Source organism: Spongiactinospora sp. TRM90649, assembly GCF_029382225.1.
Taxonomy (GTDB): Bacteria; Actinomycetota; Actinomycetes; order Streptosporangiales; family Streptosporangiaceae; genus Spongiactinospora.
In genome coordinates this window covers 1-22,312 of the sequence record NZ_JARLTC010000034.1, presented here as the reverse complement: position 1 = coordinate 22,312, position 22,312 = coordinate 1, and the positions used below count along the sequence as shown (strand labels likewise).

15 protein-coding genes are annotated in these 22,312 nt (G+C 71.1%); 10 read left to right on the top strand and 5 right to left on the bottom strand.

Going from position 1 to position 22,312, the window contains the following annotated elements:
- The first annotated feature begins 74 nt into the window (after nucleotides 1-74).
- Nucleotides 75-1,862: a prolyl oligopeptidase family serine peptidase gene (locus P3X83_RS33260; protein ID WP_277309283.1), complete on the top strand. Its 1,788-nt coding sequence runs from the start codon at nucleotides 75-77 to the stop codon at nucleotides 1,860-1,862.
- Nucleotides 1,863-1,873: 11 nt separating this feature from the next.
- Here P3X83_RS33260 and P3X83_RS33255 read toward each other — a convergent pair whose 3' ends face one another.
- Complete coding sequence (locus P3X83_RS33255; protein ID WP_277309282.1) at nucleotides 1,874-3,421, bottom strand: SpoIIE family protein phosphatase; 1,548 nt, start codon at nucleotides 3,419-3,421, stop codon at nucleotides 1,874-1,876.
- Between the two features lie 120 nt (nucleotides 3,422-3,541).
- Here P3X83_RS33255 and P3X83_RS33250 point away from each other — a divergent pair, with 120 nt between their 5' ends.
- Complete coding sequence (locus tag P3X83_RS33250) at nucleotides 3,542-7,729, top strand: HAMP domain-containing protein (protein ID WP_277309280.1); 4,188 nt, start codon at nucleotides 3,542-3,544, stop codon at nucleotides 7,727-7,729.
- 3 nt (nucleotides 7,730-7,732) lie between these two features.
- Entirely contained in the window at nucleotides 7,733-8,365 is a 633-nt protein-coding gene (locus tag P3X83_RS33245; protein WP_277309279.1) for a response regulator, read from the top strand.
- A 48-nt stretch (nucleotides 8,366-8,413) separates the two neighbouring features.
- On the opposite strand, the gene P3X83_RS33240 is transcribed toward P3X83_RS33245, so the two are convergent.
- Both P3X83_RS33240 and P3X83_RS33235 read right to left on the bottom strand, forming a co-directional pair.
- Entirely contained in the window at nucleotides 8,414-10,027 is a 1,614-nt protein-coding gene (locus P3X83_RS33240; RefSeq protein ID WP_277309278.1) for an NYN domain-containing protein, read from the bottom strand.
- A gap of 192 nt (nucleotides 10,028-10,219) precedes the next feature.
- Nucleotides 10,220-12,592 (bottom strand): sigma-70 family RNA polymerase sigma factor, encoded by a 2,373-nt coding sequence (locus tag P3X83_RS33235; protein WP_277309277.1) that lies wholly within the window; start codon nucleotides 12,590-12,592, stop codon nucleotides 10,220-10,222.
- Nucleotides 12,593-12,711: 119 nt separating this feature from the next.
- On the opposite strand from P3X83_RS33235, the gene pyrE reads away from it, so the two are divergent.
- Complete coding sequence (gene pyrE, locus P3X83_RS33230; RefSeq protein WP_277309276.1) at nucleotides 12,712-13,257, top strand: orotate phosphoribosyltransferase; 546 nt, start codon at nucleotides 12,712-12,714, stop codon at nucleotides 13,255-13,257.
- A gap of 10 nt (nucleotides 13,258-13,267) precedes the next feature.
- Here the strand turns inward: pyrE and P3X83_RS33225 are convergent, their stop codons facing one another.
- Both P3X83_RS33225 and P3X83_RS33220 read right to left on the bottom strand, forming a co-directional pair.
- Nucleotides 13,268-13,690 carry a hypothetical protein gene (locus P3X83_RS33225; RefSeq protein WP_277309275.1) on the bottom strand — a complete coding sequence of 141 codons (423 nt, stop codon included), beginning with the start codon at nucleotides 13,688-13,690 and terminating at the stop codon, nucleotides 13,268-13,270.
- A 64-nt stretch (nucleotides 13,691-13,754) separates the two neighbouring features.
- Nucleotides 13,755-14,483: a VTT domain-containing protein gene (locus P3X83_RS33220; protein WP_277309274.1), complete on the bottom strand. Its 729-nt coding sequence runs from the start codon at nucleotides 14,481-14,483 to the stop codon at nucleotides 13,755-13,757.
- A 219-nt stretch (nucleotides 14,484-14,702) separates the two neighbouring features.
- Between P3X83_RS33220 and fbaA the strand changes: the two genes are divergently transcribed.
- From fbaA to P3X83_RS33190, 6 genes are all read left to right on the top strand, one after another.
- Nucleotides 14,703-15,725 (top strand): class II fructose-bisphosphate aldolase, encoded by a 1,023-nt coding sequence (gene fbaA / locus P3X83_RS33215; RefSeq protein WP_277309273.1) that lies wholly within the window; start codon nucleotides 14,703-14,705, stop codon nucleotides 15,723-15,725.
- Nucleotides 15,726-15,953: 228 nt separating this feature from the next.
- Nucleotides 15,954-17,093, top strand: a complete 1,140-nt coding sequence (locus tag P3X83_RS33210; protein ID WP_277309272.1) for a class I SAM-dependent methyltransferase — start codon at nucleotides 15,954-15,956, stop codon at nucleotides 17,091-17,093.
- Complete coding sequence (locus P3X83_RS33205) at nucleotides 17,090-18,994, top strand: glycosyltransferase (RefSeq protein WP_277309271.1); 1,905 nt, start codon at nucleotides 17,090-17,092, stop codon at nucleotides 18,992-18,994. Before P3X83_RS33210 ends, P3X83_RS33205 begins: the two co-directional genes overlap by 4 nt.
- Nucleotides 18,991-20,574 carry a glycosyltransferase family 2 protein gene (locus P3X83_RS33200; protein WP_277309270.1) on the top strand — a complete coding sequence of 528 codons (1,584 nt, stop codon included), beginning with the start codon at nucleotides 18,991-18,993 and terminating at the stop codon, nucleotides 20,572-20,574. The genes P3X83_RS33205 and P3X83_RS33200 overlap by 4 nt, the downstream gene beginning before the upstream one ends.
- Before the next feature lie 27 nt (nucleotides 20,575-20,601).
- Nucleotides 20,602-21,540 carry a hypothetical protein gene (locus P3X83_RS33195; RefSeq protein WP_277309269.1) on the top strand — a complete coding sequence of 313 codons (939 nt, stop codon included), beginning with the start codon at nucleotides 20,602-20,604 and terminating at the stop codon, nucleotides 21,538-21,540.
- Between the two features lie 71 nt (nucleotides 21,541-21,611).
- Nucleotides 21,612-21,893 carry a hypothetical protein gene (locus P3X83_RS33190; protein ID WP_277309268.1) on the top strand — a complete coding sequence of 94 codons (282 nt, stop codon included), beginning with the start codon at nucleotides 21,612-21,614 and terminating at the stop codon, nucleotides 21,891-21,893.
- The last annotated feature ends 419 nt before the right edge of the window (nucleotides 21,894-22,312 follow it).

The window sequence follows — 22,312 nt, the reverse complement described above, 5'->3', positions numbered from 1 at the left end:
CGCCAACCCGGGGCAGGGAACGCGTAAGGGTCACCGTCCGCGTCGGAGACCCTGATAGGGGAGGGACGCGCCGTATGAGGGCGGAGGAACGCTGGCAGTCCAGGTTCCGCGCGCCGCGGATGACGCTGCCCGTTTGTGCGGGAAGGGCGCCTCACCGAGCGGTCTATCAGAGCAACGCGTCCGGCTCCTGGGAGATCTACGCCTGGGATCGCAGCACCGGGGCGAGCAGGCAGGTGACCGCCCGGCCCAACGGCACGAGAACCGCCGTCCTCGACCCGACCGGCCAGTGGATCTGGTGGTTCGCCGACACGGACGGTGACGAGTGGGGCGAGTGGATGCGCCAGCCGTTCGGCGGCGGCCCAGACGAGCCGGCCGTCGCGGCGCCCGCCGGGGACGGCATCCCGTACGGCCACCCCGCCGGGATCGGCCTGTCGGCCGTGGGCACCGCCGCCATCGGCCTGGCCAGGCCCGGCCGGGGCTTCCAGATCCTGCACGTGTCCCCCGGCGAGGCCCCCACGGTCATCTACGAGCACGCCGAGGCCGCCTACGTCACCGCCATGTCGCCGGACGGCTCGCTCATCTCGATCAACCACAGCGAGCACGGCGACGCGCTGCACCCGGCCCTGCGGGTGGTCCGCCCGAACGGCTCCACCGTCGGCGACCTGCGCGACGCCCCCGGCAAGGGCCTGATCGGCGCCCGCTTCTCCCCCGTCCACGGCGACCGCCGCCTGCTCGTCCTGCACGAGCGGCGGGGCAGGCGCGAACCGCTGCTGTGGGACCCGGTGACCGGCGACCAGCGCGAGGTCTACCTGCGCGACCCCGGCGAGGTCGGCGCCGAGTGGTTCGAGGACGCCAGGTCGCTGCTGATCATCCGGCAGGACCGCGGACGCACCCGGCTGCACCGCTACGACCTGGGCGGGGGCGGCATGACGCCGATCGACACCCCGCACGGCGTGATCGAGGCCGCCGCCGCGCGGCACGACGGCGCGGTGGAGTACGCGTGGTCGAGCTCCTCCCACCCGCCCGTGATCCGCTCCAGCGCCGGGAACGTGGTGATGAACCCGCCGGGGCCGTCCGCTCCGCCGTCGGTGCCGGTCGAGGACTTCGACGTGGAGGGTCCCGGCGGGCGCGTGCACGCGCTGGTCTCGCGGCCCGAGCGCGGCGCGGGGCCGTACCCGACGGTGTTCATGCTGCACGGCGGGCCGACCTCGCAGGACAACGACTCGTTCTTACCCGGCGTCGCCGCGTGGGTGGACTACGGCTTCGCCGTCGTCCGCGTCAACTACCGGGGCTCCACCGGGTACGGCTCGGCCTGGCGTGACGCGCTGCGCGGCGACGTCGGCCACATCGAGCTGGCCGACGTCACGGCGGTGCGCGAGCACCTGGTCGCCCACGGCGTCGCCGACCCCGCGCGCCTGGTCGTCGCGGGCAGGTCGTGGGGCGGCTACCTGACCCTGCTGGCGCTGGGCGTGCAGCCGAAGGTCTGGGCCGCCGGGATCGCCGCCGTGCCGATCGCCGACCACGTCGCCACCTACGAGGACGAGACCGAGGGACTGCGCGCCTACCAGCGGGCCCTGCTCGGCGGCTCGCCGGACGACGTGCCCGAGCGCTACGCCTCCTGCTCACCGATCACCTACGTGGACCAGGTGGAGGCGCCGGTCCTCATCCTGGCCGGGGAGAACGACCCGCGCTGCCCGATCCGGCAGGTGACCAACTACATCGACCGGCTGGCCGGGCGCGAGCACGACCACGAGGTCTACCGCTACGACGCCGGGCACGGCACGCTCGTGGTCGCGGAGCAGATCGAGCAGATGGCGGCCCAGCTCGACTTCGCCAGGAAGCGGCTGGGCCTGTCGGGTTGAGGGATCCGGGCTCAGGGGGCGCGCAGCACCAGGATCGCCAGGTCGTCGGCGCTCGGCTCGGGCGCGAAGTCCTGCACGCGGCGGCGGATCCGCTCGGCCACCGCCTGGGCCGACAGCCCCACGCACTCGGCCAGCAGCCGGGCCAGCCCGCCGTTGTCGTCGAGCAGCCGCCCGCCCGAGCGCCGCTCGGTCACGCCGTCCGTCACCGCGAGCAGCACGTCGCCGTGGTTGAGCTGGACGATGTCCTCCTCGAAGGTCACCTCGGCGAAGACGCCGAGCAGCGACTGCGGCGTGGCCACGACCTCCACGGCCCCGCTCGGGCGCAGCCGCAGCGCCTCGGGATGGCCCGCCGACACCAGCCGCGCCTCCATGCCCCTGGTGGTCGGGGTGATCTCACCGTGCAGCAGGGTCAGGAACCGGGCCCGCTCGCCCTCCTCCAGGATGGCCTCGTTGAGTCGTCCGAGCACGTGCGCGACCTTGTGGCCCTCGCGGGCCAGCAGCCGCAGGGTGTGCCTGGCCAGCCCGGTGACGGCCGCCGCCTCCGGACCGGTGCCGCAGACGTCGCCGATCGCGAACCGCCAGGCGCCGCCGTCCCCGGCCCGGAACAGGTCGTAGAAGTCGCCGCCGACCTCGTTGGTCTCGCCCGCGGGCTCGTAGACCACGCCGTAGTCGATCTCGGGGACCTCCGGGTTGTCCGGCGGCAGCAGGCTGCGCTGCAGCGCGCGGTTCGCGGCGGCCTGCTGCGCGTACAGCCGGGCGTTGTCCATCGCCAGCGCGGCCCGGCGGCCGATGTCCTCGGCGAACTGGATGATGTCGTCGGGGAACCGGTCGGTGCGGCCGAGCAGCATCACTCCGAGCCCGCGTCCCCTGGCCAGCAGCGGCACGGCGAGCACGTGGGAGTCACCGATGGTGAGCGAGACGGTCTGCGGGCGCTCGGGAGGCGGCACGCGGATCGCGCCCAGTTCCTCGCGCAGCGAGTCGATCCGCGCCTCGTCGGCGTGCCACAGGTAGGCCAGGCGCAACGGCCCGAGGCCGGAGTCGGAGGTGTAGACGGCGCACCAGGACGACAGCCTGGGCACCACGATCTGCGCGACGATGGCCGGGACCATGTCGGGGTCGAGGGTGCCGGCCAGCAGGTCGCTCGCGTCGGCCAGGAAGCCCAGCCAGAACGACCCACGGGAGGACTCCTGCGACCATTCCGCGGCCGCCCGCGTCGCCGAGCCCGGTAGCCCGATCTTGGCCCACTGCACGCGGACCTGGCCGGAGAAGGTCACCCCCCACTCCTCGACGGGCACCCCCGGAGCGTTCATATACTCACCGGGAACGTCCTTCTGCCGGACCTCGACCTGGACGGCATCGCCCTGGTGGGTCCACACCACCTCGAAGGGAGCCCGCTCGGCCTGCCGGGCGAGCTCCTCTGCGACCTGCTCGGCCTCGGGCAGGACGGCACCGGCGGCCCACGCGGTCATGACCTCGCGTGTGAACCGTCGGGTGGCGGGAACGGCCGTGTCACCGGGCGCGAACGTGGCGGCGAGGACGGCTCGTGGAGATTCGGTCACTGCCTCGTGCTTACCACACTCTCCACTGACATGGGGTAATTCGAGGGCAGGACTGCAGGCTACCCATCGTGACAGACTGGCATCACTCACGGCTGCCCACCGGGAGTGGAGGAGGGTCGCATGAACACCGCCGACACCGTGTCGGGTAACGAGGAACGGTGTTACACGGAATCGGAGCTCAAGCCGGTTCTGCAGGCACTGATGTCATGGCGCGACGGCGATTTCCGCCGCCGCGTCCCCACGGTGTCCACCGGGGCGCTCGGTGAGGTACAGACCGTGCTCAACGAGATCGCCGACCGTCAGGAGCACGTCGCGACGGAACTCCAGCGGGTGAAGAAGGCGGTGGTCAAGGAGGGCCGTTTCGGCGAACGGCTCGCGCACGGCAACGGCTCCGGGGCATGGTCCGACGGCGTCGATTCGATGAACATGCTCATCGACACCCTGGTCAGCCCGGTCAGCGGCGCGGCCGACGTGATCGACGCTGTCGCCAAGGGCGACCTCACCCGCCGTATCGAGCTCGACCGCTCGGCGCGCGGCGAGGTCAGGCGGCTGGGCAAGGCGATCAACGGCATGGTCGACCAGCTCTCCCTGTTCAACTCCGAGGTGACCAGGGTGGCTCGGGAGGCGGGCACCGAGGGCCGCCTGGGCGGCCGGGCCAACACCCGGGGCATGTCGGGAAGCTGGCGCGACCTCACCGACGCGGTGAACACCATGTCGAGCCGGGTCTCCGCGCAGGTCCGCGACATCGCCGAGGTCACCACCGCGGTCGCCAAGGGCGACCTCTCCCGCAAGGTCACGGTCGAGGCCGTCGGCGAGATGTTCGAGCTGAAGAACACCGTCAACACGATGGTCGACCAGCTCTCGTCGTTCGCCGAGGAGGTCACCCGGGTCGCCCGCGAGGTGGGCACCGAAGGGCAGCTCGGCGGGCAGGCGCAGGTGCGGGGCGTGTCCGGGGTCTGGAAGGACCTCACGGACAACGTCAACTTCATGGCGGGAAACCTGACCATCCAGGTGCGCGCCATCGCCACCGTGGCCACCGCCGTGGCCCAGGGCGACCTCTCACAAAAGATCACCGCCGACGCGCAGGGTGAGATCCTCCAGCTCAAGGACACCCTGAACACGATGGTCGACCAGCTCTCCTCGTTCGCCGACGAGGTCACCCGCGTGGCCAGGGAGGTCGGCACCGAGGGCAAGCTGGGCGGCCAGGCCAGGGTGCGGGGCGTGTCCGGGGTCTGGAAGGACCTCACGGACAACGTCAACTTCATGGCCAACAACCTCACCCTCCAGGTCCGCAACATCGCCGAGGTCACCACGGCGGTCGCCACCGGTGACCTCACCCGCAAGATCGACGTAGACGCCCAGGGCGAGATCCTGGCCCTGAAGACGACCATGAACCGCATGGTCGACCAGCTCTCCTCCTTCGCCTCCGAGGTGAGCCGGGTCGCCCGCGAGGTGGGCACGGAGGGTCAGCTCGGCGGGCAGGCGCAGGTGCGGGGTGTGTCGGGGGTCTGGAAGGACCTCACCGACAACGTCAACGTGATGGCCAACAACCTGACCACCCAGGTCCGCGCCATCGCCACCGTGGCCACCGCCGTCGCGCAGGGCAACCTGTCCAAGAAGATCACCGCCGACGCGCAGGGTGAGATCCTCCAGCTCAAGGACACCCTGAACACGATGGTCGACCAGCTCTCGTCGTTCGCCGACGAGGTCACCCGCGTCTCGCGCGAGGTGGGCACCGAGGGCCAGCTCGGCGGGCAGGCGAGAGTGCGGGGCGTGTCCGGAGTCTGGAAGGACCTCACCGACAACGTCAACTTCATGGCCAACAACCTCACCCTCCAGGTCCGCAACATCGCCGAGGTCACCACGGCGGTCGCCACCGGCGACCTCACCCGCAAGATCGACGTAGACGCCCAGGGCGAGATCCTCGCTCTCAAGACGACCATGAACCGCATGGTCGACCAGCTCTCCTCCTTCGCCTCCGAGGTCACCCGTGTGGCCCGCGAGGTGGGATCGGAGGGACAGCTCGGCGGCCAGGCCCGCGTCGAGGGCGTGGAGGGCACCTGGAAGCGCCTCACCGAGAGCGTGAACGAGCTGGCGGGCAACCTGACCACCCAGGTCCGCGCGATCGCCGGGGTCACCGGCGCGGTCGCCAAGGGCGACCTCACCCGCAAGATCGACGTCGACGCCCAGGGCGAGCTGGCCGACCTGAAGGACAACATCAACACGATGGTGTCCAACCTGCGCGACACCACCAAGGCCAACCAGGAACAAGACTGGCTGAAGTCGAACCTGGCCCGCATCCAGCGGCTCATGCAGGGCCACCGCGACCTGATCGAGGTCGCCACGCTGATCATGAGCGAACTGACCCCGCTGGTGTCGGCCCGCTACGGCGCCTTCTACGGCGTGGAGCCGCAGAGCGGTCAGGACCTCCTGCTCATCGCCGGCTACGGCGTGCGCCCCGGCGCCAGCCCGCGCGGCCGGTTCGGCATGGGCGAGGGCATCGTCGGCCAGGCCGCCCTTGAGGGCAAGCACGTCGTGCTCGACGACGTGCCCGCCGGCTACATCACCGTGGACACCGGGCTCAGCCAGTCGCCGCCCGCACAGATCGTGGTCATGCCGATCCTGTTCGAGAGCAAGGTGCTCGGCGTGCTGGAGCTGGCCTCGTTCGAGGACTTCAGCGAGGTCCACCTCGACTTCCTGGCCCAGCTCGTCGAGACCATCGGCGTCACGATGAACACCATCATCGCCAACTCCCGCACCGAGGACCTGCTGACCGAGTCCCAGCGCCTCACCCGCGAACTACAGGAGCGCTCCGACGAGCTGCAGCGCCAGCAGGAGGAGCTGCGCCGCTCCAACGCCGAACTGGAGGACAAGGCGGCGCTGCTGGCCAAGCAGAACCGCGCGATCGAGATCCAGAACTTCCAGATCGAGCAGGCCAGGCGCACCCTGGAGGAGCGGGCCGAGCAGCTCGCGGTCTCCTCGCGCTACAAGTCGGAGTTCCTGGCGAACATGTCGCACGAGCTGCGCACGCCGCTGAACAGCCTGCTGGTACTGGCCAAGCTGCTCACCGAGAACGCCGAGGGCAACCTGACTCCACAGCAGGTCGAGTTCGCCCGGACCATCCACGGCGCGGGCTCGGCGCTGCTGCAACTGATCAACGACATCCTCGACCTCTCCAAGGTCGAGGCCGGCCGGATGGACATCCACCCGCAGCAGCTCCTGCTGCCCAAGCTGGTGGAGTACGTCGAGGCCACGTTCGCGCCGCTGGCCCAGGACAAGGGCCTGGCCTTCACCATCGAGGTGGACGAATCGGTGCCGCAGGAGCTGCGCACCGACGAGCAGCGGCTCCAGCAGGTGCTCCGCAACCTGCTGTCCAACGCGGTGAAGTTCACCCCCAAGGGCGAGGTGCGCCTGCGCGTGGTCCCCGCCCCCGGTGACGTCGACTTCGACGACGAGACGCTGCGCAACGCCGACGGCGTGCTCGGCTTCCAGGTCTGCGACAGCGGCATCGGCATCGCGCCCGACAAGCTGGAGGTCATCTTCGAGGCGTTCCGCCAGGCCGACGGCACCACCAGCCGCAAGTACGGCGGCACCGGCCTCGGCCTGTCGATCTGCCGCGAGATCGCCCGCCTGCTCGGCGGCGAGATCCACGTGGACAGCGAGCCCGGCAAGGGCAGCACCTTCACCCTCTACCTGCCGCCCACCTACGCCGGGCCGCTGGCCGCCCGCGACGGCGGCGCGTCCGCCCGGCAGCGCACCCCCGCCGAGAGCGAGGTGCTGTCCTTCCAGCGCGAGCCCGACGACGATGACGTGCTGACCGGCGTGCCGTTCCCCGAGACGCTGGCCATACCGCAGCTCGCCACCGCCGAGCCACAGGGCTGGCAGGGCGAGGACCCGCTGGTCGGCTCGAAGATCCTGATCGTCGACGACGACATCCGCAACGTGTTCGCGCTGACGAGCGTGCTGGAGCGGCACGGCTCGACGGTCGTCTACGCGGAGAACGGCCGGGAGGGCATCGAACAGCTCGAACGCAACGAGGACGTGGCGCTCGTGCTGATGGACATCATGATGCCGGAGATGGACGGTTGGGCGACGACTTCGGCGATCCGCAGAATGCCGCAGTTCGCGGATCTTCCGATCATCGCGCTGACGGCTAAGGTCATGAGAGGAGACCGGGAGAAGAGCATCGCCTCCGGGGCCTCCGACTATGTACCGAAGCCGGTGGACGTCGACCGCCTGCTCGAACGCCTACGGGGCTGGCTGTCGAGGGGCAAGGTCGCGCCCGCCGAGTCGAACGAAGGGTCGTGAGTCATGCCTGATCGAGCCAAGATCCTGCTTGTCGACGACCGGGAGGAGAACCTGATCGCCCTGGAGGCGATCCTGAGTTCACTCGACATCGTGCCGGTGCGGGCGCGCTCCGGCGAGGAGGCGCTGAAGGCGCTGCTGAGCACCGAGTTCGCGCTGATCCTGCTCGACGTGCGGATGCCCGGCATGGACGGCTTCGAGACGGCGGCCCACATCAAGCGCCGCGAGCGCACCAGGAACATCCCGATCATCTTCCTGACCGTCGTGGACAGCGCCCCCGACTACGCCTTCCGCGGCTACGCGGCGGGCGCTGTGGACTACCTGACCAAGCCCTTCGACCCATGGGTGCTACGGGCCAAGGTCTCCGTCTTCGTCGAGCTGTACAACATGAACCGCCGGATGACCGAGCAGGCCGCGCTCCTGCGCGAGCGCCTCACCTCCGAGCTCCCCCCGGGCGAGCCCGGTCAGCAGGCGTCGGTGCTCCCCGAGCTCTCCCGCCGCCTGACCTCCGTGGAAGACGAACTGGCCCGAGTACGCGAACTGGCCCGCAAGGCCAACGACTCCACCATCAACGGCCCCCTCACCGACCTGACCGAACGCGTCACCCACCTCCGAGCAGGCTTCGACGCCCTCAGCTGACCCCATGGACCCCCGGGCCCGCCGTCGCGGGCACGCTCCAAAAGGGGGTCAGCGGCGGGCACGCTCCAATGCGTCCCAGAAGCCGCGGCGGAGGGCGTGGCGGACCTCGTCGTGGAGGAGGAAGTCGATCGGGAGCGACGAACCCTGCAGGAGGCGTGCCTCAAGGTCGGAGGGCATGCGGGGCTTGCGGGCCAGCACGGCCTCCAGCCACAGCGCCGGAGCGTCGCGGGCGACTGACTCCCCGAAGTCGTGGCCCTCCTTGTGGGCGGCCTTGACCGCCTCCGCGAGGGTGGTGGTGCCGCCCGGCGCGCTCTGCGGGGGCACCGGGGCTGCCTGCGGGCCGGTGTAAGAGCCGGTCTGCGAGGTGGGCGGGTAGCCGCCGGTGGTGGTCGGGGAATAGGCGCCGGGGCCCGGCTGCTGTGTTGGCTGCTGGGCCGGTTGCTGGGCGGGCGGGCTCTGCGGGGCCGCCGCCTGCGGCGGCTCCGGCGGCGGGTAGCCCGGATAGGTCGAGGACGAGGACGGCAAGGCCGTCTGCCCGCTGTGCTGCCCGCCTGACTGCCCGCCTGACTGCCCACTGTGGTGGCCGCCTGACTGGCCGCCGGTCTGGCTGCTGTGTTGTGCGCCGTGCTGGCCCGTGTGCTGCCCGCCGTGTTGACCGCTGTGTTGACCGCTCGGCTGGCTCGCGTGCTGGCCGCTGGAGGCCTGCTTCTGCCCCCGCCCCGGATGCTGTGTGGGCGTGGACCCCGCCGAGGCGCCCGCCGGGGAGTTGCCGTTCTGGGTGTTGCCGATCGTGGGCGGGGCGGCGTGGCCACCCGTGGGCCCGCCGTTCACCGAGGGGGCGCTGTGCGCGCCGGTGGACCCCGTGTTCGTGGTGGTGAGCGGTGCGGAGTGCAGGCCCGACGACGTGAGCCCAGATGATGTGAGCCCAGATGATGTGAGACCGGTCGGGGTCAGCGCGCCCGTGGTGGCCGCGGCCGCGTTCTGGGTGCCGAGGCCGAGCGTCTGCTGCCCGCCCGGCAGCGCCGCCTGCCCGCCCTGCGACTGGCCAGGCTGGGACTGCGCCGGCTGGGGCGGCCCGTTGCCCGACGGCGTGGCCGGGTGGTGCCCGTTGGCCTGCGCGTTGCCCCCGTCGAGCATGGAGACGTAGGAGCGCAGGTGACCCGCGCCCATCTCGATCAGGTCGTCGCACTCCTGGCGCAGGGTGCGGGACACCGCCCAGTTGCCGTCGGCCGCGATGTGCACCACCGTGACCCGGATGCCGAGGTCCTGCGCGTCGCACACGACCTGGGCGAGGTCTTCGTCGCCGCTGACCACCACGGCGTCGCAGATCGCCGAGTTGCGGGCCAGCGTCATCAGGTCGCGGTGGACCTGGGCGTCGACGCCCTCGCGGCGGCCCGGCCTGATCCGGGACAGCCGGAGCTTCAGGCCCGGGATATCGGCCAACGTGTCGTGCTCGGGGGTGCGGCGGCCCTCGACGGTGGCCTCGTACCAGTAGCAGCGCAGCATGGGCAGGCCGGTGCGCTCGCGCGAGAGGGCGGTGAGGAGCTGCAGGAGGCCGGGGTAGTCCCAGGAGACGGCCTCACGATGGCGGGTCCCATGAACTGCCATCGCGCCGTCGGCCAGCAGATAGCCAGCGTCCACGAACAGCGCGCAGCGATCCACGCGACACCGCCTTCCTACGTGGCTGGACCTTCTGTGCTCTGGCCACCCCGACAGCCGACAGTCGGCCCATCCCCAGGTTAGTGAAGCCGCTGATCGTACGAGGCTGAATCCCGACGATTCAGCCCGCGCCCGACCATATGCGAGGGCGTTCACGCCGACCGTACCAGTTTGTCCTAATATTGGAACCCGCTATTAGGAGCGGGCATGCACGCTCACCACGGCCACCCCGAAAAGCACCACATCCTTCCCAGTGGACAGATGCAGCACCGGTTTGGCGCCGAGTGTCGGGCGATAAGTATCAATGTCCACACCAAAGGTGTTCTTCCAGCCCAACGCGCCATTGGCCGAGCCGTCAAAGCCGTTGGACGCCTGCCGCAGCCCGCCCTCCGGCCGTAGCGTGGCCTCGCCCGCCGTCACCTTCTCCCCCGCGAGACCGGCGTCGCCCTCCCAGGTCACCAGGTCGATCCTGGCGGGCGCGGCGGCCGGGGTCAGCCCGGCGAGCGGCATCCGCAGCCGCTCGCGCCCGTCCACCACGGTCGCGGTGTCCAGCACCACCACCTGGCTGTACGGCCGGCGCGGATCGGTCGCCACCACCGCGAGGCTCCACCCCCCGTGCCGGGACACCCCCGGCCGCAGCCGGGCGTCGGCCGCCCACCACTCCCCGTCGGCCTTCTCCCCCACCAGCCGGGTGACGTCGGCGAACGCGTGGTAGCCGTGCCCGGCGGGCAGTTCGCGGTCGATCACGTCGGTGGCCCTGATCGTCTCGTAGCGCTTGGCCCCCGGCGGCTTGAGCCGGATGCCGGTGCCAGACGCCCTGGCCTTCCCGCCGCCCGACCAGTACAGCCCCGCCCACACGATCTCGCCGCCCGGCGGCAGCGTCAGCCGCGCCGCGCTGGAGCTCTTGGTGGACTTGTCGTCGTCGGCGTCGACCGGCTCCATCTCCCACAGGTCGTTGTCGGTGCGCTCGCCCTTGCCACGCCGGGCGTCGGCGCAGCCCCGGGTCTTCTCCGGGCAGCTCAGCAGCGTGTTGCCGATGGCCTTGGCGGACACCCGGCCGTCGGTGGCGAACCGGGCGGCCACGCCGCTGGTGCTCACCCCGGAGGCGCCGCGCGCGGCCACGCTCTGGTTCCCCGCCGCCACGCGCACGGTGGGCGGCATGCCCGCCGGGGCCTCGGGGGCCACATTGACGCGCATGAACACGGCCGTCATCCGGCCCGCCGGGAGCGGCCCGCGCGTGCAGCGCGCGCCTCCGGCGGCGGGACGGCACGACCAGCCGTCCACCGTGCCGACCGGGGCGATCAGCCCGGCGCCCATCGCGCGCGGGCCGCCCCTGCCGGCGGGCTGCAGGGTCACCCCGGCGGGGAGTTCCACGGTCGCGGCCAGCTCGCCGCTCGGCCGCCGGCCCTCGTTGCGCAGCCGCATGCCGACGATCCCCGGGTGCGAGGGCACCAGGGCGCCCAGCGGCTCGATGCTCGCCACCAGCCGCGCCCTGCCCTTGGCCGCCGGGGGCGGCTCCGCGGGTGCGGGCACCGGAACCGGCTGTGGGGTCGGCTTGGGCTCCGGGCGTGGCGTGGGCCGCATCGCGGGACGCTCGTGGGAGATGATCGGGGCCGCCTGGCTCGGGGCCGGGGCGGCGACCGGCGCGGTCGGCGCCAGGTGGAACGCCAGGACCGCCACCGCCGCCGTGGTGGCGGCCCCCGCCACCGCGAGCCGGTGCCTGCGAGGGACCCGGCGCATCCGCCCGAACAGCGCGCCCAGCCCGCCGCCCGCCGCCGCGCCGCCGCCCTTGGACAGCGCGGTGAGGTAGCCGAGCAGCACCGGCCCGGCGACCAGCGGCCCGACCACCAGCCGCATGCCCTCGTTGACGTCGTTCAGCTCGATGAAGATGGCGTGGCAGTCGGCGCACCCGGCGACGTGGTCGTCCACGATCCGGCTCTCCCGCTTGGGCAGACCGCCGCGCACGTAGGCGCCCATCTTGGCGACCACCGGGCGGCAGCCCTGCCGGGGGATGTCGCTCAGGTGCATCTGCAGATACGCCTGACGCAGGCCCTCCCTGGCGCGGTAGGCGAGCGCGGCCACCGCGTTGGGGGTCAGCCCCAGCATCGGGGCGAGGTCGGCGGCCCGCGCGCTCTCTACCTCGGTGTGCCACAGCACCATCCGCCAGCGGTCGGGCAGCGACATGAACGCCCTGGCCACCAGCGAGCGCTCCAGCCCCGCCAGCGCCGGATCGACGAAGGGCACCCCCGGATCGTGCGAGTCGAGGTCGTCGGTGGGCACCTGTCTGCTCTCGCCCCTGGCACGGTCGTAGATCGTGCGCCGCAGGGCGGTGAGCAGGTAGGGGCGCAGCGCGATCTCCGGGCCGCCGCCCCTGCGCACCAGATCGAGGATCTTGGCGAACGTCTCCGCGACGGCGTCTTCCGCCTCGGCGTGGCTGGACACGAGCTGCCTGGCCAGGCACCGGGCCGCCGAGACGTGCCGCTGGTAGAGGATGCCGTAGGCAGCCGCCTTGCCGGTGCGCACCGACTCCAGCAGTTCGGCATCACTTTGCCGGGATTCCGCACTCATTGTTACCTCGTAACTACACAGGGTTGCCCGCCAAATGATTCCGCATACTGCGTCGTGCCTAAACCGAAGTCGTGTCTTTACTAGTCAGCGGCGCGTCGCGGCCCCGATAAGCTCTTGCCATGAGCGATCGCGAGGAGCTGCTGGCCGAGATCAAGGCAAAGGGCGTGGTGCACGGCAAGGTCGTGCTCAGCTCGGGCCGGGAGGCCGACTTCTACGTCGACCTGCGCAGGGTCACCCTGGACGGCACGGCCGCCCCGCTGGTCGGCCGCGTCCTGCTGGACGAAACCGCCGACCTCGGCTACGACGCGGTGGGCGGGCTCACCCTGGGCGCCGACCCGGTGGCCACGGCCATGCTGCACGCGGCGGCGGCGCGCGGGCAGCGGCTCGACGCGTTCGTGGTGCGCAAGGAGGGCAAGGCCCACGGGCTGCAGCGGCGGGTCGAGGGGCCCGACATCGCCGGGCGCCGGGTGCTCGCGGTGGAGGACACCTCGACCACGGGCGGCTCGGTGCTCACCGCCGTGGAGGCGCTGCGCGAGGCGGGGGCCGAGGTCGTGGGGGTGGCCACGATCGTGGATCGCGGCGCCCGGGAGACGATCGTGGCGGCCGGCCTGCCGTACCGCACCGTGTTCACCACCGCCGACCTGGGGCTCGGCACGTCGGCCTGACCGCTCCCGGTCAGGGCGTCCGCTTCGCGGTGAACGCGACGCGCTCGCCGGGTTCGCCCGGCGGGCGGGCTCTGCCGTTGACCTCGACGACGACGGCCGAGCCGTCCGACAGCACCACGTCGAGTTCCTCTTCGCCGAAGACCGCGCGCTCACCGTCGGTCAGCTCGCGGTCGAGCAGCACGTCGCCGCCCGGCACCCGCACGAACACGGTGCCGCACGTCTCACGGCGGCACTCGATGTAGACGGTCGGCGGCGCCGAGGGCCTCACGGAGGCGCTGGGCGGCGGAGTGGGCGTGGCCGTCTCAGTGGCCGTCTCACTCGAAGAGCCGATCAGGGCGCGGACACCGAGAACGGCGAGCGCCAGCACGGTGAGTACGGCCAGGCCGATGATGACCGACCTGACGACACCCCGCGCCGACCTGTGGCGTCCCACATTTCGGAGGGTAGCCGCCGTTCGCCGCGCGCACGCTCAGCGGCGCCGTACCGACCTGAACGGATCAGTAAGGGTGCTGCCCGGGGCCGTCGGCCCGAGTGGTGTCGGTCGGGGCGGCGGACGCGCGGTGGTGCTTGCCGCTGGGATAGGCCGCGGCGACGCCCTCGCGGCGGCCCTTCATGATCTCCCTGATGATCGGGATGATCGAGAGCAGGATGATCACCGCCGCGCCCGGCAGGATGTACCGGTCTACGTTGGGGATCCGCGAGCCGATCAGGTAGCCGAACACGAGCAGGCCGTCGGTCCACAGGATGCCGCCGACGATGTTCCACAGCAGGAACTTGCCCCGGTTCATGCCCAGCATGCCCGCCACCGGATTGAGGAAGGTGCGGACGATGGGGATGAACCTCGCCAGCACCACCGCCTTGGCGGGACCGAACTTGCCGAAGTAATACTGCGCCTTGTCCACATATTCCTGTTTGAACAAGCGCGAATCAGGTCTTGAGAACAGGCGCGGGCCGGTGGAGGCCCCGATGAGATGGCCCAGTTGCGCCCCCGCGATGGCGCAGATCGGCGCGCCGATCAGCAGCACCGGCAGCGGAAACGGCTCGTCGAGACCGACGCTCGCGGCCACCGCGGTGGACGCGCCCATGCCCGCGACGACGAGCAGCGAGTCACCGGGCAGGAAGAAGCCGATGAGCAGCCCGGTCTCGGCGAAGATGATGGCGAGGATGCCGATCAGCCCGAAGGTGACGATCCACCACTCGGCGTCGAGCAGGTTGGTGAGGTTCATCAGGCCACGAGCCTACCGGCAGCCCGCCGTCCGGAGGTGGAATCGCGCGACACGCCCGGTGTTCGTCCCCAAGTGGGCGGGGCGCGCTTACCCGCTGGTGCGACTACCCGGGATACTGGCCAGACAGGCATAAAGCCACCGGCGCGCTTTATGCTTCGAGATCGACCGGCGGCATGGCCGTCGCCGAGCCCAGTACAGCCGTCTCCAGGGAGATGACCGATGCCTATCGCAACGCCCGAGGTCTACGCCGAGATGCTCGACCGGGCCAAGGCGGGCGGATTCGCCTACCCGGCGATCAACGTGACCTCGTCGCAGACTCTGAACGCCGCACTGCGCGGTTTCGCCGAGGCCGAGAGTGACGGCATCGTCCAGGTCTCCACCGGTGGCGCGGAGTTCCTCTCCGGCACCACCGTCAAGGACATGGTGACCGGCGCGGTGGCGCTCGCCGAATACGCGCGGGTGGTCGCCGCGAAGTACCCGGTGACGATCGCCCTGCACACCGACCACTGTCCCAAGAACAAGCTCGACGGGTTCATGCGGCCGCTGGTGGACATCTCGGCGGAGCGCGTCGCCAAGGGCCAGGACCCGCTGTTCCAGTCCCACATGTGGGACGGCTCGGCCGTCCCGCTTGAGGAGAACCTGCAGATCGCCGCCGAGCTGCTGGAGAAGTGCGCCGCCGCCCGGATCATCATGGAGATGGAGATCGGCGTCGTCGGCGGCGAGGAGGACGGCGTCGTCGGCGAGATCAACGAGAAGCTCTACACCACCCCGGAGGACGCCCTGGCGACCGCCGAGGCGGTGGGCGTCGGCGACCGCGGGCGCTACATGCTGGCCGCGACCTTCGGCAACGTGCACGGCGTCTACAAGCCGGGCCACGTCAAGCTGCGTCCCGGCGTGCTCAAGGAGATCCAGGACGCCGTGGGCGCCAAGTACGGCCGGGAGAAGCCGTTCGACCTGGTCTTCCACGGTGGCTCCGGCTCGCTGCTGAGCGAGATCCACGAGGCGATCTCCTACGGCGTGGTGAAGATGAACATCGACACCGACACGCAGTACGCCTTCACCCGCCCGATCGCCGACCACATGTTCAAGAACTACGACGGCGTGCTGAAGGTGGACGGCGAGGTCGGCAACAAGAAGGCGTACGACCCGCGCTCCTATGGCAAGTCCGCCGAGACCGCGATGGCCGCCCGCGTGGCCGAGGCCTGCCAGCACCTGAAGTCGGCGGGCACCAAGCTCACCTGACCACTTCCATCGACGGGGATCCGACCCGTCTTGACAGATCAGCGCCCCGCGAATCCGGTGTTCCGGTCGCGGGGCGCACGCATTCCGGACCTTGATCCCTTAGAGCGTTCTCCCAGGTCGGATGTGACCACCTGGAACGACGTGACCCGGCGGCCCCCCGGCAGGCTCCCAGCGAACTCACAGTAGGGATCGCCTTGCCATCCGTTTTACATCTCATATCCTCTCGGAGTGGAAAGGATCCGTTTACCCGCTCCAACCACCCGGCAACTACTCCTCACCTCCACTCTGGTCGGCGGTCTCCTGATCATCGGCCTGGCCCTGCTCTCGGTCTCGGGAGCCGTCCAGTGGCCGGACGCGATCCAGCTCGCGCTCACCGCGGTGTGCCTGGCCGGGGTTGCGGTGGCGGTGCTCACGGTGCGCCGGGCGGACGGCAAGGCACTGCGCATCGACCAGCGGGTCAAGAAGCACGACGCGGCGTTCGGGGAGCTGCGTGATGGCGTACGGGCGCTCAAGGCCCAGGTGGACGAGGTGAAGTCCGCGCAGCGCGCGGGCGTCGGGACAGTGGTGACCGCACTCGGCGAGGATCGCGCCGAGCTGGCCGGGCACACCGCGCTGCTTCGGGAGCAGGCAGCGCGGCTCGACGCCCAGCGGACCGTGCTGGACGCGCACGCCTCCGCCCTGTCCGGGCTCGGGAAGACCGGCGACAAGCTCGCCGAACAGCTCGCCGAGCAGACCAGGCGTGCACGTGCGCGCACCGAGTACCACCAGGTCGAGGCGATGATCGACCTGCGCCTGCTGCTCGCGCCACGGGCCCCGCTGCCCCGGCTGCGCGGCTGGGCCGCCTCGCCCGACGTGCTGCGACTGCTGGTGGAACGGATCGCGGCCGAACGGCCCAAGCTGGTCATCGAGTGCGGCAGCGGCTCGTCGTCGGTGTGGCTGGGCTACGCGATGGAGCGGTTCGGCGGCGGCCGGATCGTCGCGCTCGAACACGAGGAGCGCTTTGCCCGCGCGTCCCGTGACCTGGTCACCGCGCACGGGCTCGAATCCGTCGTGGAGGTGCGCCACGCGCCGCTCACCGACTGGCAGGGCCACCAGTGGTACGACCCGGCCGCGTTCGACGACCTCGGCGACGCCGGGCTCGTCTTCGTGGACGGTCCCCCCGGCAACCTCGGGCCCGGGGCCCGCTACCCGGCGGTGCCGCTGCTGCTGCCGCACTGCGCGCCCGGCGCCTGGCTCGTGCTCGACGACACCGTGCGTGAGGACGAACGCGACGTCGCCGAACGCTGGCTGCGCGAGTATCCCGAACTGACCGCGACGCCGTTCGCCGCGGAGAAGGGCGCGATGGTGTTCGAGCGGGGCGCGCTGTGACCCCCGGCCCCATGGCCCCCGGCGGCTTCGTCAGCGCCGGGTCGAAGGTCAGCGCCGTCGTCGCGGGCGTCGAGGACGCCGAAGACGTGCTGACCGCGCTGCTGCCCAAGGCGGCGGTCTCCTGGACCACCGCCGACGACGCCGGGCAGAAGCCCTGGCCGGTCGCCGAACCCGACGCCGTGGTCGTCCTCGCCCGCACGCCGACCGACCTGCGACGGCTGGCGTCGCTGCGAGCGGTGCTGCCGGAGGCGAAGCGCTTCGTGGTGGCCATCACCGCCACACCGTCCTGGTACGACACCCCGCACGTCGCGCTCGCGCGCGGGATCGGCCAGCGCTGGCTGCGCGAGTCGCACGTGACCCGGTGGCGCACCTCCGGATGGCTGATCGCCGCGCGGTTCGGCAAGGAGGTGCCCGCCGGAGACATCGTGGCGGCGGTCGTATCGGGCGGGACGGGGTTCCACCTGGGGTCCTACCCCCTTCCCGCGTCGAGCCTGGGCGATCCGGGGCTGGCCGACTGGCGTCCGGGCGATCCCGATGCCGCGTGGGGCGGCGAACCGGAGAAGTCCGGCATTCCCTCCGGCGAGCTGGCGATCCGGCGGCCGGGCACGGAGTGGCCCGACGAACGGGTGCCCACCTTCGAGCGGATCTCCTGGCGGGAGACCTCGTGGGCGGAGGTCGGCCGTCCCGGCGGGTATGCGACGCTGCGCGCCGTCACGCGGGCCACCCTCGACGACCTGCCTCCCGTGGACGAACGGTCGGTCAACCCGCGCGGCTTCCTGCGCACCCCGACACAGGACATCGCCGACCTGACCGCGCGCGACGGCCGCTGGGCGGTCCGGTCCGAGGGCAGGGAACTGGTGACCTTCGACGAGTCGGGGCTGGTCACCGATGCCGACGTGGACCGTCTGCGACGGCTGCGCGGCCTGCGCGTGACCTGGCGCCCCGCCCACACCGGGCCCGTGGCCGCCGCCCGGGTCGTCGCGGGACTCGCCGCCGCCGGCGTCCCGCTGGCGTCCGCCGTGCCCGTCCCTCTCTGGGCCGAGTCGCTGCTCGGGGCCGAGTTGCTCGGCCACCTGGCCCGCCCGGCCGATCTCGCCGACGACCTGCGCCGGGAGGAGCTGAGCGTACGGCTGCGCCGGCACGCGCTGCGGACGCACGGCACCACCGCCCGCTGGCGGGCCCTCGCCGCCACCGCCGGGCTCCACATCCCCCCCGACCCCGCGATCAGCGTCGTGATGAGCACCAGAAGGGCGGACTTCGTTCCCTTCGCACTGGCGCAGATCGCCCGGCAGCGCGCAGTGGACGCCGAGGTCGTCCTCGCCCTGCACGGCGTCCCGCGCGCCGAGGTGGCCGCCGCCGTCGCGGACTTCCCCCTGCCGCTGACCGTCGTCGAGGCCGGTGCGGACACGCCGTTCGGCGAGGTGCTGAACCGCGCGGTGGACCACGCCTCCGGCGACCACGTCAGCAAGTGGGACGACGACGACTGGTACGGCCCCGACCACCTGTCCGACCTCGTCCTCGCCCACCGCTACAGCGGGTCCGACCTGGTCGGCGTCGCCTCCGAGTTCTTCTACCTGGAGCAGATCGACCTCACCATCCGCCGCCGGTGGACCAGTGAGGTGATGTCCGACCACGTCGCGGGCGGCACGTTCCTCATCTCCCGTGAGACGCTGCGCGCCCTCGGCGGCTTCCGCCCGGTCACCCGGTCGGTGGACGTCGAGCTGTTCCAGGCCCTCCTGCACGCGGGGGGCAGCATCTACCGGACCCACGGCCTGGGCTTCATGGCCCGCAGATCGGCCAGGGGACGCCACACCTGGCAGGAGCCGATCGGCTACTTCCTGCACAGGGCCAAGGACCAGTGGCGGGGCTTTCGCCCCACCAAGATCATGGAGCAGGCGTGACTTCCCCACGTATCCGCCACAACGACTACTCCGTCCTTTCTCCTCCGGGTATTGGCGAGTGGGAACCGTACCTGCCGGTCAGCGTGGTCATCGCGGCCTACGGCCACCAGGACAAACTGGACCTCACGCTGGCCGCGCTCGCCGCCCAGAGCTACCCCGGCCACCTGCTCGAAGTGATCGTCGTGGACGACGGCACCGCCCCCGCGCTGCGGCTCGGTGAGATCCGGCCGGAGAACACCCGCCTGCTGCGCACCGAACCCGGCTCCCGTGGCCGCTCCAACGCCCGCAACGCCGGGCTGGAGGTGGCCGGCGGCGACGTGATCCACTGGCTGGACGCCGACATGGTCACCCACCACGACGAGGTCGAGGCGCACATGCGCTGGCACCACCTCGCCGACTATCTGGTGGTGATGGGCTACGTCCGATACGTGGACGAGGACTGGCCCGCCCCCGCCGAGGTCCACGCGGCCGTCTCCGCCGGAGCCGGGGAGAAACTGTTCGACCTGGCCGCCAGCGAGCCCCACCAGTGGGTCGTCGAACTGGCCGAACGCACCGACGGCATGCGCACCGCCAAGGACACGGCCTACCGGGTGCACATCACCAACGCGGCCTCCGTCAACGCCCGCCTGCTGCGCGAGGCCGGCCCGCTGTCCACCGACCTGGTCCTCGGCGAGGACACCGAACTGGGCTTCCGCCTGGCCCAGCACGGCGCCGCCTTCGTCCTGGAGCCCGCCGCGCGGAGCTGGCACCTGGGCAGGTCCATGATGATGCGGGAGGGTGAGGCGGTGAGCCGGTACAACCGGGTGTTCGTCCCCGACCGGGTCCCGCACATGCGCTGGCAGCGCACCCACCCGCGACGGCAGTACCTGGTGCCCTACCTGGACGTGGTGGTCGAGGCGGCGGGCGCCGACTACGAGGACGTCCGGGCGACCGTGGACGGCGTGCTCGCGAGCGACCTACCCGACCTGCGGGTCACCCTGGTCGGCCCATGGGAGTCACTGGCCGAGGACCGCCGCTCGCCGCAGCACAGCGCCAACCTGGACCTGCTGCTCGTCAGCGGGCTCTACCGGAACGACGGGCGTGTCCGCTACGTCGAACTCGCACCGAGGACGGCGGCGCCGGTGCCGTACCGGCTGGTCTGCCCACCCGGCTGGGTCCCCGGCCGCGAGACCCTCCGCCGCCTGGTCGCCCTCGCCGCCGAACACGGCTACGGCCTGGTCAGCGTCGCCCTCGACGAGACCGACACAGTGCTCTCCGCCCGCCTGGAGCACACCGGCGCCTTCGCCCGCGCCCGCCTGCTGGCCGCCCCCGGCGAGACGATCGACGATGTCGTGGAACAGATCGCGGGCACCTACTGGCTGGACGGCGCCACCTGGGGCTTCCTCCCCGCCGCCGACGCCCCCGCCCTCCGCCTGACCGGCGCCGACCGTGCCGAGGCCACCCGCCTGAAGGCCGCCAACCAACGCCTGGAACTACGCGTGGCCCAGCTCACCGAGGAAGTCGACCGCCTGCGGTCCGAAACCACCTCGCCGCTACGCCCGCGCCGACTGTTTCGCCCACAGCGAAACTTGCTCACGTAAAGTAATTGCAACGTAACGTTCGGCGACATGCCTTCCCTTGAGCATGACTCACTAAACCAGCTCTTCCAGGACAGACCCGAGTTCGCCGTCGAGCTCCTGCGCGACCAACTTGGCGTCAAACTGCCCGACGACCTGCCCGCCACCCTGGCGCCCAACGAGTTCAACGACCGGCCGTCCCGCGACATCCGCGCCGACACAGTGATCACCCTCGGCCGCCCCGCCGAGCCCGACCACGCCTTGATCATCGAAATCCAACGCCGCCGCGAACACAACAAACGCGAAACCCTCGCCCGCTACGCCGCCGCCCTGTGGCTCCGCCTCGACTGCCCCATCACCGTCATGGTCATGTGCACCGACACGGCCGTCGCCACCTGGGCCGCCGACCCCGTGGTCACCACCCTCCGCGACTACATCCTCCCCCCGGCCGTCCTCGGCCCCGACCAGATCCCCGCCATCACCGACCCCACCTACGCCAGCCACCACCCCGAACTGGCGGCCCTCTCCCTCATGGCCCACGGCACCCACCGCCGCGTCCTCGACGCCTACACGGAGGGTGGAATGATGCTCACGGAGAGCGAGATGCCGCTGTATTATGAACGGGGTTTCAACCTCGCCTCAGACCAAACTCGCGCGATCTTGGGAGCCATCATGTCGTCCACCAGTTGGCCCGTCTACAGCCCCCTCGCCCGCGAACACTTCGGCAAAGGCCTCAAACAAGGCCACGAGCAAGGCATCGAGCAAGGCATCGAGCAAGGCATCGAGCAGGGCATCGAGCAGGGCAGAACGCAGGGCGTCGGAGAGGGCACCGCCCGAGCCGTGATCACCATCCTCACCGACCGCGGCATCCACATCCCCGACACCGCCCGACAGCGCATCACCACATGCGACGACCAGACCCAACTCGACACCTGGCTCCACCGCAGCCTGACGGCGACCACCACCGACGACCTCTTCACCAACGGCTGATATCGCATCCGAGGGTCCCACCGTCGGATCGGTGGGACCCTCCTGTGTGTCAGCCTCGAAGGAACACATCCATGTCGTCCAGCAAATGGCCCGTCTACAGCCCCCTCGCCCGCGAACACTTCGGCAAAGGCCTCAAACAAGGCCACGAGCAAGGCATCGAGCAGGGCAGAACGCAGGGCGTCGGAGAGGGCACCGCCCGAGCCGTGATCACCATCCTCACCGACCGCGGCATCCACATCCCCGACACCGCCCGACAGCGCATCACCACATGCGACGACCAGACCCAACTCGACACCTGGCTCCACCGCAGCCTGACGGCGACCACCACCAACGACCTCTTCACCAACAACTAACAACGCTTGTCGCCCAATGAGGCCAACGGCATCGTCCTGTCGGTGCTCCGTCGTGCCGCCTTCTTGGCCTCCCCCTCTCGTTCCTCGGCCATCCCGCGCTGTCGCGCGGCAAATGGTCCTCGCTGCGCTCGGCCTGTTCTTCCTCATGTCGGGCTTCGCCCGACGCTCGCGCCACAAGTCGGCCGTCTGGATAGCCCGATCAGGAGAACGCCGACCGAATCCAGCCCCTGCCTGGCGCGCACCAACGCCCCGGAACAGCACGCACCATGGCGGACTGCCGTTGATCTCCTTCTGGTGGTTGCTGAGGCATGTACACGGGTGTCATGCGGCCCAGGCCCTTCTCGGGGGTATCACTCTAAGTGTGGAAATGATCACCATGGGTAAACGACTTAGGTGGATCACCTTAACGCTTCGGGGGG

Bases quoted from the DNA above. Each gene is read 5' to 3' on its own strand.
- P3X83_RS33190 (WP_277309268.1), top strand. From the start codon at position 21,612: ATGTCGTCCAGCAAATGGCCCGTCTACAGCCCCCTCGCCCGCGAACAC.
- P3X83_RS33235 (WP_277309277.1), bottom strand. From the start codon at position 12,592: ATGAGTGCGGAATCCCGGCAAAGTGATGCCGAACTGCTGGAGTCGGTG.
- fbaA (WP_277309273.1), top strand. From the start codon at position 14,703: ATGCCTATCGCAACGCCCGAGGTCTACGCCGAGATGCTCGACCGGGCC.
- pyrE (WP_277309276.1), top strand. From the start codon at position 12,712: ATGAGCGATCGCGAGGAGCTGCTGGCCGAGATCAAGGCAAAGGGCGTG.
- P3X83_RS33250 (WP_277309280.1), top strand. From the start codon at position 3,542: ATGAACACCGCCGACACCGTGTCGGGTAACGAGGAACGGTGTTACACG.
- P3X83_RS33195 (WP_277309269.1), top strand. From the start codon at position 20,602: ATGCCTTCCCTTGAGCATGACTCACTAAACCAGCTCTTCCAGGACAGA.
- P3X83_RS33245 (WP_277309279.1), top strand. From the start codon at position 7,733: ATGCCTGATCGAGCCAAGATCCTGCTTGTCGACGACCGGGAGGAGAAC.
- P3X83_RS33220 (WP_277309274.1), bottom strand. From the start codon at position 14,483: ATGAACCTCACCAACCTGCTCGACGCCGAGTGGTGGATCGTCACCTTC.
- P3X83_RS33260 (WP_277309283.1), top strand. From the start codon at position 75: ATGAGGGCGGAGGAACGCTGGCAGTCCAGGTTCCGCGCGCCGCGGATG.